Source organism: Streptomyces sp. NPDC031365 (assembly GCF_055569765.1).
Genome location: NZ_JBVIIM010000001.1, coordinates 341,791 through 354,404 on the forward strand (window position 1 = coordinate 341,791; position 12,614 = coordinate 354,404).

15 protein-coding genes and 1 pseudogene are annotated in these 12,614 nt (G+C 67.6%); 11 read left to right on the plus strand and 5 right to left on the minus strand.

Annotated features, from left to right (window positions below; all coding sequences use genetic code 11):
* The first annotated feature begins 137 nt into the window (after nucleotides 1–137).
* Together ACZ5C2_RS01605 and ACZ5C2_RS01610 are read left to right on the plus strand one after the other, a co-directional pair.
* Nucleotides 138–476 (plus strand): MerR family transcriptional regulator, encoded by a 339-nt coding sequence (locus tag ACZ5C2_RS01605; protein WP_468785374.1) that lies wholly within the window; start codon nucleotides 138–140, stop codon nucleotides 474–476.
* 88 nt (nucleotides 477–564) lie between these two features.
* A complete protein-coding gene (locus ACZ5C2_RS01610) occupies nucleotides 565–924 on the plus strand; it encodes a hypothetical protein (protein WP_468785376.1) in 360 nt (119 codons plus the stop codon).
* 423 nt (nucleotides 925–1,347) lie between these two features.
* On the opposite strand, the gene ACZ5C2_RS01615 is transcribed toward ACZ5C2_RS01610, so the two are convergent.
* The gene (locus tag ACZ5C2_RS01615; protein ID WP_004986771.1) at nucleotides 1,348–1,551 is read right to left on the minus strand and encodes a cold-shock protein; all 204 of its coding nucleotides are present in this window, start codon (nucleotides 1,549–1,551) and stop codon (nucleotides 1,348–1,350) included.
* A 524-nt stretch (nucleotides 1,552–2,075) separates the two neighbouring features.
* Here ACZ5C2_RS01615 and ACZ5C2_RS01620 point away from each other — a divergent pair.
* The 3 genes from ACZ5C2_RS01620 to ACZ5C2_RS01630 all read left to right on the plus strand — a co-directional run bounded on the left by ACZ5C2_RS01620 (nucleotide 2,076) and on the right by ACZ5C2_RS01630 (nucleotide 4,143).
* A complete protein-coding gene (locus ACZ5C2_RS01620; RefSeq protein ID WP_468785378.1) occupies nucleotides 2,076–3,131 on the plus strand; it encodes a Clp protease N-terminal domain-containing protein in 1,056 nt (351 codons plus the stop codon).
* Between the two features lie 314 nt (nucleotides 3,132–3,445).
* Complete coding sequence (locus ACZ5C2_RS01625; protein ID WP_468785380.1) at nucleotides 3,446–3,877, plus strand: Asp23/Gls24 family envelope stress response protein; 432 nt, start codon at nucleotides 3,446–3,448, stop codon at nucleotides 3,875–3,877.
* Nucleotides 3,878–3,915: 38 nt separating this feature from the next.
* A complete protein-coding gene (locus ACZ5C2_RS01630; protein WP_468785382.1) occupies nucleotides 3,916–4,143 on the plus strand; it encodes a hypothetical protein in 228 nt (75 codons plus the stop codon).
* Nucleotides 4,144–4,471: 328 nt separating this feature from the next.
* Here ACZ5C2_RS01630 and ACZ5C2_RS01635 read toward each other — a convergent pair whose 3' ends face one another.
* On the minus strand, nucleotides 4,472–4,798 hold the full coding sequence (locus ACZ5C2_RS01635; protein ID WP_468785384.1) for a GYD domain-containing protein: 327 nt from the start codon (nucleotides 4,796–4,798) through the stop codon (nucleotides 4,472–4,474).
* Nucleotides 4,799–5,034: 236 nt separating this feature from the next.
* Here ACZ5C2_RS01635 and ACZ5C2_RS01640 point away from each other — a divergent pair, with 236 nt between their 5' ends.
* From ACZ5C2_RS01640 to ACZ5C2_RS01665, 6 genes and pseudogenes are all read left to right on the plus strand, one after another.
* Nucleotides 5,035–5,694, plus strand: a complete 660-nt coding sequence (locus ACZ5C2_RS01640) for a hypothetical protein (RefSeq protein ID WP_468785386.1) — start codon at nucleotides 5,035–5,037, stop codon at nucleotides 5,692–5,694.
* Between the two features lie 271 nt (nucleotides 5,695–5,965).
* Nucleotides 5,966–6,325: pseudogene (locus ACZ5C2_RS01645) on the plus strand (transposase family protein); the annotation flags it as partial.
* Between the two features lie 71 nt (nucleotides 6,326–6,396).
* Complete coding sequence (locus tag ACZ5C2_RS01650; RefSeq protein WP_468785388.1) at nucleotides 6,397–6,600, plus strand: hypothetical protein; 204 nt, start codon at nucleotides 6,397–6,399, stop codon at nucleotides 6,598–6,600.
* A 454-nt stretch (nucleotides 6,601–7,054) separates the two neighbouring features.
* Nucleotides 7,055–7,324 (plus strand): type II toxin-antitoxin system Phd/YefM family antitoxin, encoded by a 270-nt coding sequence (locus ACZ5C2_RS01655; RefSeq protein WP_468785390.1) that lies wholly within the window; start codon nucleotides 7,055–7,057, stop codon nucleotides 7,322–7,324.
* Complete coding sequence (locus ACZ5C2_RS01660) at nucleotides 7,314–7,781, plus strand: PIN domain-containing protein (RefSeq protein WP_468785392.1); 468 nt, start codon at nucleotides 7,314–7,316, stop codon at nucleotides 7,779–7,781. Before ACZ5C2_RS01655 ends, ACZ5C2_RS01660 begins: the two co-directional genes overlap by 11 nt.
* Nucleotides 7,782–8,219: 438 nt before the next feature.
* Entirely contained in the window at nucleotides 8,220–8,951 is a 732-nt protein-coding gene (locus ACZ5C2_RS01665) for a ferritin-like domain-containing protein (protein ID WP_468785394.1), read from the plus strand.
* Nucleotides 8,952–9,779: 828 nt separating this feature from the next.
* On the opposite strand, the gene ACZ5C2_RS01670 is transcribed toward ACZ5C2_RS01665, so the two are convergent.
* From ACZ5C2_RS01670 to ACZ5C2_RS01680, 3 genes are all read right to left on the minus strand, one after another.
* Nucleotides 9,780–10,997: an IS256 family transposase gene (locus ACZ5C2_RS01670; RefSeq protein WP_468785396.1), complete on the minus strand. Its 1,218-nt coding sequence runs from the start codon at nucleotides 10,995–10,997 to the stop codon at nucleotides 9,780–9,782.
* Nucleotides 10,998–11,576: 579 nt separating this feature from the next.
* Entirely contained in the window at nucleotides 11,577–11,972 is a 396-nt protein-coding gene (locus tag ACZ5C2_RS01675) for a hypothetical protein (RefSeq protein ID WP_468785398.1), read from the minus strand.
* A 47-nt stretch (nucleotides 11,973–12,019) separates the two neighbouring features.
* The gene (locus ACZ5C2_RS01680) at nucleotides 12,020–12,286 is read right to left on the minus strand and encodes a hypothetical protein (protein WP_468785400.1); all 267 of its coding nucleotides are present in this window, start codon (nucleotides 12,284–12,286) and stop codon (nucleotides 12,020–12,022) included.
* Nucleotides 12,287–12,614 lie beyond the last annotated feature (328 nt).

Consider the following 12,614-nt stretch of genomic DNA (forward strand, 5'->3'; position numbering starts at 1 on the left):
TTCCTTGGTGGGGGGGGGGGGGGGAAGGGGGGGGGGGGGGGGGGGGGGGGGGGGGGGTGGGGTTTGAGGCTTTTTTGTTGCTTTTGGGTCCCCCCCCCCCCCAGCCCCCCTCGACGCATGACCCAACAGAGGTGCAGATGACCCCAGACACACCGCTCGACCGGATCGACGACGACGACTACCCCGCCTACACCATGGGGCGCGCGGCGGAGATGCTCGGTACGACGCCCGCCTTCCTGCGGGCTCTCGGCGAAGCCCGGCTGATCACGCCGCTGCGTTCCGAGGGCGGCCACCGCCGCTACTCCCGCTACCAGCTGCGGATCGCTGCCCGCGCCCGCGAGATGGTCGACCAGGGAACCGCCATCGAGGCGGCTTGCCGCATCATCATTCTGGAAGACCAACTGGAAGAAGCCCGGCGCATCAACGAGTCGCTGCGCCGCGATGATCTCGGGTCCAGCCGCAAGGCGGACGCCTGAACCGAATCCTCACGGCGGGGCACTGTCCTGAGCGGTAGTGCCACCGCGCGCGTCACCCGGACGGCCCGGCGCACTAGAATCCGGTCTCATGGTGAAGCCCGACGCGCTGATCATCGATATCGCTGCCCTCGTCGAGTCAGGGCAGAGCAGCCAGATGTCCCTGACCGTGGTCACCGGTGGTGCTGTCATCACCGGTCGCCTGGCCCCCGAAGCCGTGTGGCGGCGGCGGGTGGCGGAGGTACTGACGAGCTCGGCCCAGCTGAGCGGGTTCTCCGCCGTCTTCGACGCCCCCGCGAGGAGCGACGGGCCGCCCACGCATCTGCACTTCCATGTGGCCCGGATCCTGCAGGGCGCGGTGGGGATCCCGGAGACGGGCGGGATGTACCGCGTCGCGATCGAGGACGTCAGTGCCTGGACGGTGGGCGATTTCAGCTACTCCGACCACTGAGGGCTCCTGGAGGCCGGAAGGCCGCTGACGGCTGGTGAGGCGACACCCTCTCAGGCGCACGTCCGGCCCGCCGGCGAGCCGGCGGGCAGGTGACCCGTGCGGGCAGCCGTCATGCCGGACAACGTCACCTCGACGGTCATGTCGTCTCAGACCCGGGGTCCACTCCCCCCGGCCGCGTCCACGGCGTCGGGGCGACTGCGTACCGTCCTGTGCCCGGCGGAGGTGTTTGCCGGGCGCGGGACGCGGACTGTCGCGTAATTCCCGCATCGGGGAGCGGAATGGAAAGGGAAGCGACGGCCGGCATGAAAGGCGAGCGCATATCCGGCCGCCCGTGGAGCCCTTGGGAACGGGTGCGAAAAATGCGCGTAGCCGGGGCCCGCATCCCAACGGATGCGGGCCCCGGCTACGCGGTGCGCGTGGGGATCAGGCAGGAACGATGTTCTCAGCCGTCGGGCCCTTCTGGCCCTGCGCGATGTCGAAGGAAACCTTCTGGCCTTCGAGCAGCTCGCGGAAACCCTGGGCGGCGATGTTCGAGTAGTGGGCGAACACGTCAGCGCCGCCACCGTCCTGCTCGATGAAACCGAAGCCCTTTTCCGCGTTGAACCACTTCACGGTTCCAGTAGCCATGTCATATCTCCTTCGGGGCAGTGCGTCGACGTCCGCGCTGCGCGGACACCGTGTCGCCGCGATGATCAACCCGCCCGGAAAATACCGGAAATGCACAAGCACTTTCAGTTGACACAGGTGCCGACTTGGAGTGCTTGAAGTTTCGGGAACCACAACTGCAACTGTGATCGACAGTAGCACGCTGGGGGGCGCTCTATGTATCTGAGCAATTCTGCTCTGTTCGTCGCCGTAATGAATCTGCGCACACATCGCGCAGAATTCTGACCTCGCGGGTGCAGATTCAGGGCCGAGGCCGGTGATGTCGCCGATCCGCGGGGGGAGCTCGCCCGAATATCAACGCCGGTTCCCCAGCCCGGCGTTCCCCAGCCCGGCGTTCCCCGCACCGGGCCGGCCCCGTCGGCACGGCCCCGGACGGGTGGAGCACCCCCAAAGTGGGAGAACGGGATACGCCTCTCGGACGATGTGGCCCCCAGCCCGGTCCGGAAGTCTGCACATCAGCACCGGCAAGCGTGAGGAAAGGCAGCATGGAAGCCATCAAGGGGCCCGACTGGAACACCGTGGGAATCCTCGGATCCGCCCGGGGGGCGCGGACATCCGCCGGGGAAGCCATCGGTACGGAGCATCTGCTCGCCGGCATCACCGCGGCCAAGGGCGCCGCGCGCGAAGCGCTCGCGGACGCGGGGGCGACCGGCACCGCGGTCGTCGCGCTGCTGCGGGACGGCAGGGACCGGGGCGCCGTGGCGTGGGGCGGTGAGGACGATGTCGACGCAAGCGTGGCCTCCCGGGACGTACTGGGGGAGGACGGAGACCGGAACATCCGGTTCACGGGCGCCGCGGCCAGGGCACTGACTGCGGCGATGGAGCAGGCGCGACGGGAGGACGCGGCGAAGTTCAGCGCCGTTCACCTGCTGAGGGCGTTGCTCGGGGAGGACAACCGCGCGGTGGGCCTGCTGGCCGCCTGTGGTGTCCCACCGCAGGCCGTACTCGCCCGCCTCGACGGCGGCGGCGGGGACCACGAGGACGACGGCCTCGACCCCCTGCTGCACCCCACCCGCGATGTCCTCCTCGGGCGCAGTCACTATCGGCCGAGGCCCCTCTGGAAACGGTGGCTGCTCAAGCACGGCGGCATCAACTGGGCGGCGCGGCCCGCCTGGTGGGTCGGCATGGAAACCCACGAGCAGGCACGCCGCCTCGGCCACGACACGGTGGGCACCGAGCACGTCCTGCTGGCGGTCCTGGCCACTCACGAGGTCGCGCTCCGGTATCCGCACATGGCACAGCAGAGCGCCCCCACTCCCGGCACCCGGTACACGGGCAGCGAACGGCTGGCCGGCATGGGCCTCGACTATGCGGCGGTCCACGGCGCACTGACCAGTGCCCGCGTTCCCCTGACGCCTGACGCCCGCCCCGCCGGGCAGTATCTCGACGAGACCACCTCGCCGGGTCCCGGGTCCTCGACCGGCTCCACCTCCACACCGGCGGCCGACCCCGGCACCGGCCCCCTGGTCGAACTCCTCCTCAAGGAGGACACGCGCGCCCGACAACTGGTCGACGCGCTGACGGCGACCCCGGATCACTGACAGAGCCCCTCACCGGCCCCCGGGGCGAACCCCCTGCCGCGCCGTCACAGCGGGTCGATACACCGGATCCTGAGGGGCGCGCGCTCCGTCGCGGAACTCGAAGACCGTTACGTCGGTGCCGGACACGTCGCGGAAGCGCGACGGAGCTTCCCGTGTCCCCGCGGCCTTCGAAGATCATGCCGATCATGCCGGGACACGGTACTCAGGCCACCTGACCCTCTCGCCGCGCATCGCTCAAGTCGGGCAATCCGCACTAAAAGACTACAATCAGAATGGCGAGTGCCAGCTGGGCTTCTAGAGGGAGGAACGTCCCGATGACTGAGAACACCGGCGCACGGCACGGTGGTGCTCCCGCTTCTCGCGGCCGGACGACCGTCGCCGATGTGGTGGTAGAGAAGATCGCCGGAATGGCGGCACGGGAAGTGCCCGGCGTCCATGCACTGGGCAGCGGCTTCGCGCGCTCGATGGGGTCCATGCGGGAGCGGATGCCTGGCGCCGGCAGCGGCAAGTCCGTCACGCGGGGGGTCAGTGTCGAGGTCGGGGAGCGGCAAGCGGCCATCGACCTGGAGATCGTCGTCGACTACGGCGTCTCGATCACCGACGTGGCCGGTGATGTGCGGGAGAACGTGATCTCCGCGGTGGAGCGCATGGCCGGTCGGGAAGTCGTTGAGGTCAACATCACGGTCAGCGACGTGAAGCTGCCCGACGAGGACGACGAAGAGGAAGGGCGGCAGCGGCTCCAGTAGCCGGGGCGGCGCAGCCCGCGCGAGCGAAGGAGCGCGTGATGAGCAGGGCCGTGGTGGGCCTGATGGCCGGAATGGCGCTCGGTTTCGCCGCGTATTTCGGTGACTTCTGGGCGTTCCTGCTGGTGCTGGGGTTGGGCGTAGTCGGACTCGTGGTCGGGCGGTTCACGGAAGGCGATCTCGAACCGAGCGACTTCGTCCGCCGCCGGGACCGACGGGAACGGATCCGCGACGACCGGCGACGGGTCCGGGGAGACTGGCGGCAGTGACCGGTGCGGCAGATCGGCGTCCGGAACGCGTGTGGGTGCCAGGTGTCCGTGGCCTGTGGCCTGCGGGCACGGACCGGGTCGCCCGAGTGGTACGACGGCCGGACAGGGTTGCTGGTGTACGTCCCCGTCCGGCGTCGTTGATGTCAGCCGTGGATGTCAGAGCCTTCTGACCCGTAGCTCTACGGAGATCGGTCAATGGCGGTCATGCAAGACGCTATGCGGCCTTCGACGACCACTACCGGACGCGGACGCTTGCTGTGGTTGCTGTACCTCGCTGCTGCAACGGTGCCTGGTGCCTGAACCAGGTCACTGCCCGTCATCCGGACCGCTACGCACCGGGAGCCCGGTACTGGACCTGCCCGGCTTTGTGCAGGGCATCCATGGTTTCGTCGATGGTCAGGAGAACGGTCGTCTCGAACGAGCTGAGTGCGCCGCCTCCGCTGATCGCCAGGGCGACCGCAGCCATGGAGACGTTACTGGGGGCCTCCCACAGGTTGTAGCCGTCGCGTGTGCCGAACGCGTACCAGAAGCCGTGGAGCTTGCCGCCGACGGACTCGATGTACGTCTGAGCGGCCTTCGCGCGGTCCTCGGGGTGGCCGATGAGTCTCTGCCAGGTCTCCGGCGTGTAGCTGAATCTTGATAGATAGAGCGGCATCGCGTCTCCCTTTCGTCCCGGCAGGGATTCCCCGCAGGGTGGGGCATGCCGCCGAGGCCGCGCGCGTATCCCCCGAACAAAGTGGCGGACGCGGGTAAGTGGTCCTACGCCAACCGCACCGCGGGTGCGGTCTACACGTGCGAGACCTACTACGCTAAGTACTAGTCGCCTCCGCCCCCGGCGGCCACCGCCGGGGGCGGATTCGCTCCCCGGGAAACTGACCAAAGAATAGTGTCATGACAACCACACTCCCCACGCGTTCACGCATCGTCCCTATAGCGACCGTTCTCGGGGCAGGCGCACTGCTCGGCATAGTCGGCCCATTCGCGAGCAGATTCGACAATCCGACCCTCCAGGCGGTAGGTGTCGTGTTTTCCGTGGGATGGTCGTGGGCCTGCTTCGCCTTCCTGGTCGGCTACTTCCGGCGGTCAAGAATTGAGGCATCGCTGCTGGCATCTTCGGCCTTGGCCGTGGGCGTGGCCGTCTATTACCTCTTTAAGTTTCTGAGCCCCAACGTTCCGGCTGGGGGGCATGTCATCTCTGGTGCGGGCGACGGTCTCGCCTCCAGGGCCCTGCTCTGGGGGGTAGCGGCTTTCGCCGTCGGTGCGCCCATTGGGTTCCTGGGAAGGATGGCAAGAACGCCCGGCATCGGCGGTCTCGGGTTCCGCCTGCTTGTGCCGGTGATTGCCTTCGCCGAGGCCTCCCTGCGACTGGCAGTGAAGGTGGACGACTCGCAAAGCCAGGTCGTCGAAATGGTGTGGGTTTCGGTTCGCGCGCTCTCGGCCTTGGCCGTCGTGCTCCTCGTGGGCCAAGCAGTGTGGAGCCGGCGGCACGGCCAGGGAACGCGGCAACCTGTCCCAGCGAGGCGGCGTGCTGTTGGTAACGAGTTGGAGTGACCTTGCCGCGCCTGTCCGACACGGTGATCACCACCCTCACCGAGGCCGGATCAAAGCTGCGCCGATGAACGGAGTCTCGGCTCTGGCTGGCTTCCGCCATACTGCGGAGGCACCATGGCAAGGCAGGGGGTGAACCAGGGGCCCTCGAGGCACCACGTGCCCGCCCCCAAAGCTGGGCGATCATGACGGCGAGGGCAGCCGGCCTCCCTCTGAGTACAGCCTTCAGATCCGAGGCATCGTTTCTGCGTAGGACGTAAGGCTTTGTCAGTTGGCGGCCCGCTCTGGACGGTCCTCGGAGATCACCGCCTGTCGGCACGACCAGCTCACCGCGAAACTGCGGACGGCCGGGCTCGGCGCCATCGCCGACCTGGGCTTCGTCGGCCTCGACGACAGCGGCCCGGACGCCGACCCGGCGGTGATCACCGGCTACAAGGCCGCCCGCAACCGGCCCCTGACCCGAGGACAGAAACTGTCCAACAAGGCCCTGGCCGCCGTCCGGGCACCGGTCGAGCACGGCTTCGCCCATCTCAAGAACTGGCGGGTCCTCGGCAAGGTCCGCACCGACCCGAAGTGGGCGACGACCCTGGTAAGGGCCCTGCTGGTCCTGACGAACCGCGAAGTCTCCCGATGACCGACGATCTTCACCAAAGTCATCCACCCGCGACCAGCCCAAGCATCGAGAACCCCGCGCACACCAGACCCGTGACCTGCAACTTCACGATGCACACTGCTCAGTGGTGGCTGCTACGGCCCACCACCAACCGTGACGCATACGCCCTGGTGCCCTACCTCGACGAAGACCTCGCCGTCACCGCCACCTACGGCGACGACAACTGGGCTCCGCTGCGTGAGCTGCCCGGCGGAAACGTCACCAGCTCACAGCTGTGGTACCTCACCGCCTCCTGACTCCACCGCATCGTCCGCCAAGGCAATGAAGCGGCACAGTCCGGTGACGACGTGAGGTTGGCGTAGCGGCTTTTCGAGCGGGAGCCACTTTGGCCCGACCCCGGACACGAGGAAGGGTCAGCCTGGGAGTGAACCCCTCCTGAGCTGGCCCTTTTCTCTCTGCCCCCGGCAGGATTCGTCGAACCTGCGGCACCCGCTTCAGGAGTTCGATCCGAGCGCGCTCCGACCGCTGTCGTCAGCTGGCGCGGCGGCCTGCGGGAGTCGCTGGCGCGTGTCCCCGTCCGATGTCGTTGATGTCAGCTGTGTCAGCTGTGGACGTCAGATGCCCTCTCAACCGTGCTCCAGCCGGTTCGGTCAGCGAAGGCCGTACCCGGCCGCTACGGCCGAGGTGTGTCGGCGCAAGCCTTCGGCCGTGATGTAGCACCCTGTAGCACCGGGTGCTACCTTGGTTGGTATGAGCGCTCAGCCCGAAATCACCCAACGGGATCTACGCAGCCGGTCCCGAGAGATCATGGATGCCATACAGGGCGGTCAGTCGTTCACCGTCACCCGCGACGGACATCCGATCGGCCAGCTCGTTCCGCTGCGTCGACGCCGTCGGTTCGTCTCCCGCCAGGAGTTCGCCGCGATGTCCAGGACCGCCCCCGGCATGGACCTCGACCGGTTCCGCGCCGATCAGGACGCCACGGCCGACACCTACCCGGACGATCCCTATGACCGCTGACCGCTCGACGCATCAGCAGGGCCTCCTCGACACCAACATCATGATTCTGCGCCGCTGGGTGACACCTGAGGAGCTACCGGACGAAATGGCGATCACCGCCATCACCCTGGCCGAGTTGTCCGCCGGTCCGCACGAGGTCCGTCGCAACGACGAACAGAGCAGTTACGACGAACACGCCGAACGCGCCCGTAGGCTCGACGTCCTGCAACGCGCCGAGAACGAGTTCGACCCCATCCCCTTCGATGCCGAAGCGGCCCGGATCTACGGCCGTATCTGTGCCGCAGTGATCAGCGCCGGCCGCAAGCCACGCCGCCGGGTGGCCGACCTGATGATCGCTGCCATCGCCGTGGCTGAGAACCTTCCCCTCTTCACCACCAACCCCGACGACTTCAAAGGGCTGGACGACCTCCTCACCGTCGTGCCCGTCACCCGCCCGAGGGTGCCCCACGAAGGCTGACGGCAGGGCACTGGGTGGGAGCACACCGGACTTCATGGTCCGCGCGTGGCACGGATGCGATCACGCAACAGGGCCGGTTCGAGGGATCAAGCCCTTCGAATCGGCCCCGTGTCGTGTGCCCCGGCTGGATTCGAACCTGCGGCACCCGCTTCAGGAGTTCGATCAACGGAGCGGTGGGCTTCTCGGGGTCGTGTTCCAGGGCGGTTGCTGATCCCCTCATGACCGCCCGGATTCATCGTTGTCCGAGGACGGTGATGTCAGTTGCTGAGGTCAACGTGCACGGGGAAGTGGCCGTTCACGAACCGGCAGGCCTCTCGGTCGGCGTGCGCGCGTGCATCTGTGAACTGTGGTCGCCCGGCAGCCGTGGAACGGTCCGGTGTCCGCCTGCGTCGTCCCTCTACGGGGCACGGTGGTTGTGTTCCGGAGAGGGGAGACCGGGTGCATACGGGCGGCTTCGCCAAGTGGATAAGGCGGTTCGAGGACGAGCGCGAGCGCAGGCGTGCCCTGGGTGATCCGGACTGGGGGCGAAGCGCCACGCTGCATCCGGCGGTGTGGGCCAGCATCCAGCGCTTCCAGGTCGGCGAGGACGGTGACGGTGCCAACCTCGTCCGCAAGGCGGACCAGGCCGATGACGCCGACTACGGGCAGGCGGTTCGGCTCTTCATCGCCGAGGAGCAGAACCATGCCCGTCTGCTTGCTCGGCTGCTGGCCGCGGGGGGCATGCAGACGTTGACTGGCCATTGGAGCGACGCCGTCTTCGTACGGCTGCGGCGTCTCATGGGCCTGCGCATGGAGTTGCTGGTGCTGATGATCGCGGAAGTAGTGGCGCTGCGTTATTACCGGGCGCTGCGCGATGGCACCGACGACTCGCTCACTGCGGATGTGGCGGGGCGGATCCTGTCCGACGAGCAGCGCCACGTCCCGTTCCACTGCGAGCGACTGCACGCCTCCCTGGCGGAGCTGCCCCGCGCAATGCGCCGCCCCGTGATGGCTCTGTGGCGACTTCTTCTGCTCGCGGTCTCTCTCGTCGTCGCCGCCGACCACGGTCCGGCACTGCGCCAACTCGACATCGGGCGCCCGCGATTCGTGGTCGATGTCATGACCTCGTCCCGGGCGGTGGTCTCCGCGGTGCTGGTGCCCCGCCCAGATTCATGGACGAGCGCGGGCTGACAACAGACAGCTCCACCCCTTCCTACAACCTCTTTCCGAGAGTGACTGGGGCGTAGGACAGGTGACTTGCGGCTTCGTCGGCCAAGCTAGCGGGCAGGGATCGCTGAAGCCGTTGTAGGTGACTGGTGCGACGGCCGGACGGAGACGCTGGCGTACCTTGCCGTCCGGTGGCGTTGATGTCAGCTATGGATGTCAGGATCTGCCTGGCCCGTGATTCTTTGTGGGCCGGTCGTCATCACGGGTACCGGGACCGGGCGGGAACCGTTGGCCAGTGACTCCGCGCCGGCCACACCGACCAGTGACGCGGCCACGGCGGGCCGTACCGGTACCAGCGGCGGCTCTCCGCGCTCCACCGTGGCCCGGAAGGCGCGCAGTACTCGTACGGTGCCCTCGGCCCCGCGTGCCACAGGGTCCCCGGCGAGGGTGAAGGGCGGAGGGGTGCGTTCTTCCTCGCGTGAGTGCCCCTCCGGGGTCGCCCAGCCCTCCGTTCTGACACGGACGGACCAGGACCGTTCGCCGGCGGCCCGGACGGACTCGGCCAGCGCCTTGGTGCCGCGTACGGAGATCCAGCTCCAGTGACTGTCGGCCTCGCCCTGAAGGAACCCGTGCCGAGTGAGCGCCAGTGCAACCGGTGGACAACCGTACCGCCATGACGACCGCGGCGCGTGGGTCCGCCTCGTCCACCGAGAACGCCGATACCTCCACCGGCCAGGCCTTCGTGAGGGCCAGTACCGGTGAGAGGGTGTGCGTGCAGTACGCCGTGGGAGCGATGCGCCCGCGCCAGTGCGTCGGATCACCGGGTTGTGTCCCTTGGCGTGGTGTAGCTGATCATTCGGCGGTGCCGGGCAGGCAGGTGGTGCTGTCCGGATAGAGGCTGTCCATGCTCTCGATGGAGAGATAGCGGCGGGGGAATGCAATCCACTCGTCGTGGAGTTCGACGAGGACGGCGGTGGCGAGCCGGTCGACGGCGCCGGTGTTCGGGAAGACCTGGACGACGTCGGAACGGCGCTTGATCTCCCGGTTCAGTCGCTCGAGCGGGTTGGTCGACTGGATCTTCTTCCAGTGCTGGTGGGGGAAGTCCGCGAACGCGGTCAGGTCCTCCTTCGCGTCGAGAAGCATCTCTTTGACCTTGGGGAACTGCTCGCCGAGCATGTCCGCGACGGTGTCGAGGTGGACCCGGACCGCTTCGGCGGTGGGCTGGGCGAAGAGCGTGCGGATCGTCGCGGCGACCATCTCCGCGGCTCCCTTCGGGATCACCGAGAAGGCGTTGCGGACGAAGTGGACACGACAGCGTTGCCAGGCGGCGCCGAGCATGACCTTGCGGATGGCCTTGACCAAACCGCTGTGGCTGTCGGAGATGACGAGACGGACACCGGTCAGGCCGCGTTCCCGTAACGAGCGCAGGAACTGGGTCCAGAACGCTTCGGTTTCGCTGTCGCCGACCATGACGCCCAGGACCTCACGGCCGCCGTCCTCGGTGACGCCGGTGGCGATGACGACGGCCTGGGAGACGATCTGATGGTTCACGCGCGCCTTGACGTGGGTGGCATCGAGATAGACATAGGGGAAGCGGATGTGATCCAGCGGCCGGGCGCGGAACGCGTCGAGTTGTTCGTCGAGGTCCGCGCAGATCCGGGAGACCTCGCTCTTCGATATGCCGGTGTCCGAGCCGAGGGCTTTGACCAGGTCGTCGACCGAGCGGGTGGAGACGCCGTGGACGTATGCCTCCATGACCACCGCGTAGAGGGCCTGGTCGATCCGGCGCCGACGCTCGAGCAGGCTCGGGAAGAAACTGCCGGCCCGCAGTTTCGGGATCGCGAGCTCCAGGTCGCCGGCCTGCGTGGTCACGGTCTTCTCCCGGTGCCCGTTGCGCCAGGTCGTGCGGGTGTCGGTCCTCTCGCCCCACTCCGCACCGATCCGGGCAGTGGCCTCGGCCTCGATCAGTTCCTGCAGCAGCCGCTCGGAGACCTCGCGGACGAGTTCAAGACCGTCTGCCGAACGTAGTGACTCAAGCAGGCGAAGTAGGTCATGCTGGGACAAGGCCACCGGGCACCCCCTTGGACCGAACTGGCAGTTCACCAAGGACAGTTGCACGGTGGCCTGCCCCGTTCTCAGGGAGCGTTCACCGGCAGTCGATGCACGCGAGGGCACGGAAACGGCGCACTTCCCAGCCAAGATCCGTTACACCACTCCGCGGGACGCCATCGATCACCGATCAGGCCCGCGACATCGGCTGGGGACATGCCGTGCAGGTAGTCCGCTTCGATCAGGCTGATCCGGCCCAGCTCCCCGGCCTCGATCGCCTGCCGGATGAGACGGACGTGCGGATGGACCACGTAGCGGCACCAGTCCGCCAGGTGAAGCCCCATCCTGAGCCCAACCACTCCTACCCGCATACCGACATCCTCTTCCGAACTCCCCTCGCTTCACAGCTGGTTTCCCACCGTGAAAACGCAGCGGGTGGAGGGACTGACCGAGGCGCACGTCCCGGACACGGCGAAGGGCCAGCCTGGGAGGGAACCCGCTCTCATGTGTGCTGCATACGTGCCGGTGGACGCTGTCCGGCAAAGGCCATGGGTTGCTTGAGGACCCGGCGAGCGGCCGGAGTGAGGTGCGGGCGTCCCGTCAGACCTTCTCGACTCGCACGGAGTGGCCCGCGAGGAGTTGAACCATGTCGTCGGTGTCGGAGGAGAAGACAGTTGTCTGAGCTCCCTGGGCGGCTTCCCGCCCGGCCACAGCCGCCAGAATGGCGTCGATGGCGTACTTGTGCCCGTGCAGGCCGGCTTCCTTCAGCATGTCGCGCGCCATGGCGATCACCTGGTCGTCCGTGTGCACGACGCGGATCCGGGACAGCGTCCAGTTCCACAGCACCTGCCTCGATGCTTCGCGCGGGTTCCATGCCTCCAGGGTGGTGAGGGCCGAGGTGACGATCGGGATGTCGAACCGAGGGGCCGTCTTGATCAGCGCGGCCATCTCCCGATCGCCCTGGACCGCCTTGGAGAGAGCTTCGGAGTCGAACACGAAGACGCGCTGCCGTGGCCGGGACAACGTCGCTCGGACGGCGCGGCTCACACGGCCTCGCCCGAAGCCGACCGCTGTTCGTCATGCCAGCCGTCGATGGCGGCGATGCGATCCAGTGCTGCCTGCTGCTCGTCGTCCGTCACGGCGCCGTGCTCTTCCTCGAGACGGTCGGCCAACTCGCGCAGTCGGTCCATCGCGTCCTGATGAGCGGCGGCGGCCGCGATGTAGCCGGACACTCCGCGTGCGTCGACGCGCTCCTTGATCGATTCCACCAGCTCTTCCGGCACGGTGATGGTGATCTTCCGCGTTGCCATACTTCAAGTATGCCAGGCTCCGGGTGGCGCGGCCTGCTCTTCTCGGAGAAACTGGTTCCGAAGTGCAGGAATGTGCGAGATGCCCACGACCCCGGACACGACGAAGGGCCAGCCCGGGAGAAAACCCCTCCTGAGCTGGCCCTTTTCTCTGTGGCCCCGGCAGGATTCGAACCTGCGACACCCGCTTCAGGAGTTTGATCTGTGCCCGCCCCTGGGCTCGTCGACGGCTGGTCGGACGGTCGCGCGGGGGCGCTGCTGTATGCCGCTGTCCGGACTCGTTGATGTCAGCGTTGGCTTCGTTCACGAGAATGGGCAGCAGATGTTCACC

Excerpts from the sequence above, each read along its gene's own strand:
- ACZ5C2_RS01605 (WP_468785374.1), top strand. The coding sequence starts at position 138 with ATGACCCCAGACACACCGCTCGACCGGATCGACGACGACGACTACCCC.
- ACZ5C2_RS01610 (WP_468785376.1), top strand. The coding sequence starts at position 565 with ATGGTGAAGCCCGACGCGCTGATCATCGATATCGCTGCCCTCGTCGAG.
- ACZ5C2_RS01615 (WP_004986771.1), bottom strand. The coding sequence starts at position 1,551 with ATGGCTACTGGAACCGTGAAGTGGTTCAACGCGGAAAAGGGCTTCGGT.
- ACZ5C2_RS01620 (WP_468785378.1), top strand. The coding sequence starts at position 2,076 with ATGGAAGCCATCAAGGGGCCCGACTGGAACACCGTGGGAATCCTCGGA.
- ACZ5C2_RS01625 (WP_468785380.1), top strand. The coding sequence starts at position 3,446 with ATGACTGAGAACACCGGCGCACGGCACGGTGGTGCTCCCGCTTCTCGC.
- ACZ5C2_RS01630 (WP_468785382.1), top strand. The coding sequence starts at position 3,916 with ATGAGCAGGGCCGTGGTGGGCCTGATGGCCGGAATGGCGCTCGGTTTC.
- ACZ5C2_RS01635 (WP_468785384.1), bottom strand. The coding sequence starts at position 4,798 with ATGCCGCTCTATCTATCAAGATTCAGCTACACGCCGGAGACCTGGCAG.
- ACZ5C2_RS01640 (WP_468785386.1), top strand. The coding sequence starts at position 5,035 with ATGACAACCACACTCCCCACGCGTTCACGCATCGTCCCTATAGCGACC.
- ACZ5C2_RS01655 (WP_468785390.1), top strand. The coding sequence starts at position 7,055 with ATGAGCGCTCAGCCCGAAATCACCCAACGGGATCTACGCAGCCGGTCC.
- ACZ5C2_RS01660 (WP_468785392.1), top strand. The coding sequence starts at position 7,314 with ATGACCGCTGACCGCTCGACGCATCAGCAGGGCCTCCTCGACACCAAC.
- ACZ5C2_RS01680 (WP_468785400.1), bottom strand. The coding sequence starts at position 12,286 with ATGGCAACGCGGAAGATCACCATCACCGTGCCGGAAGAGCTGGTGGAA.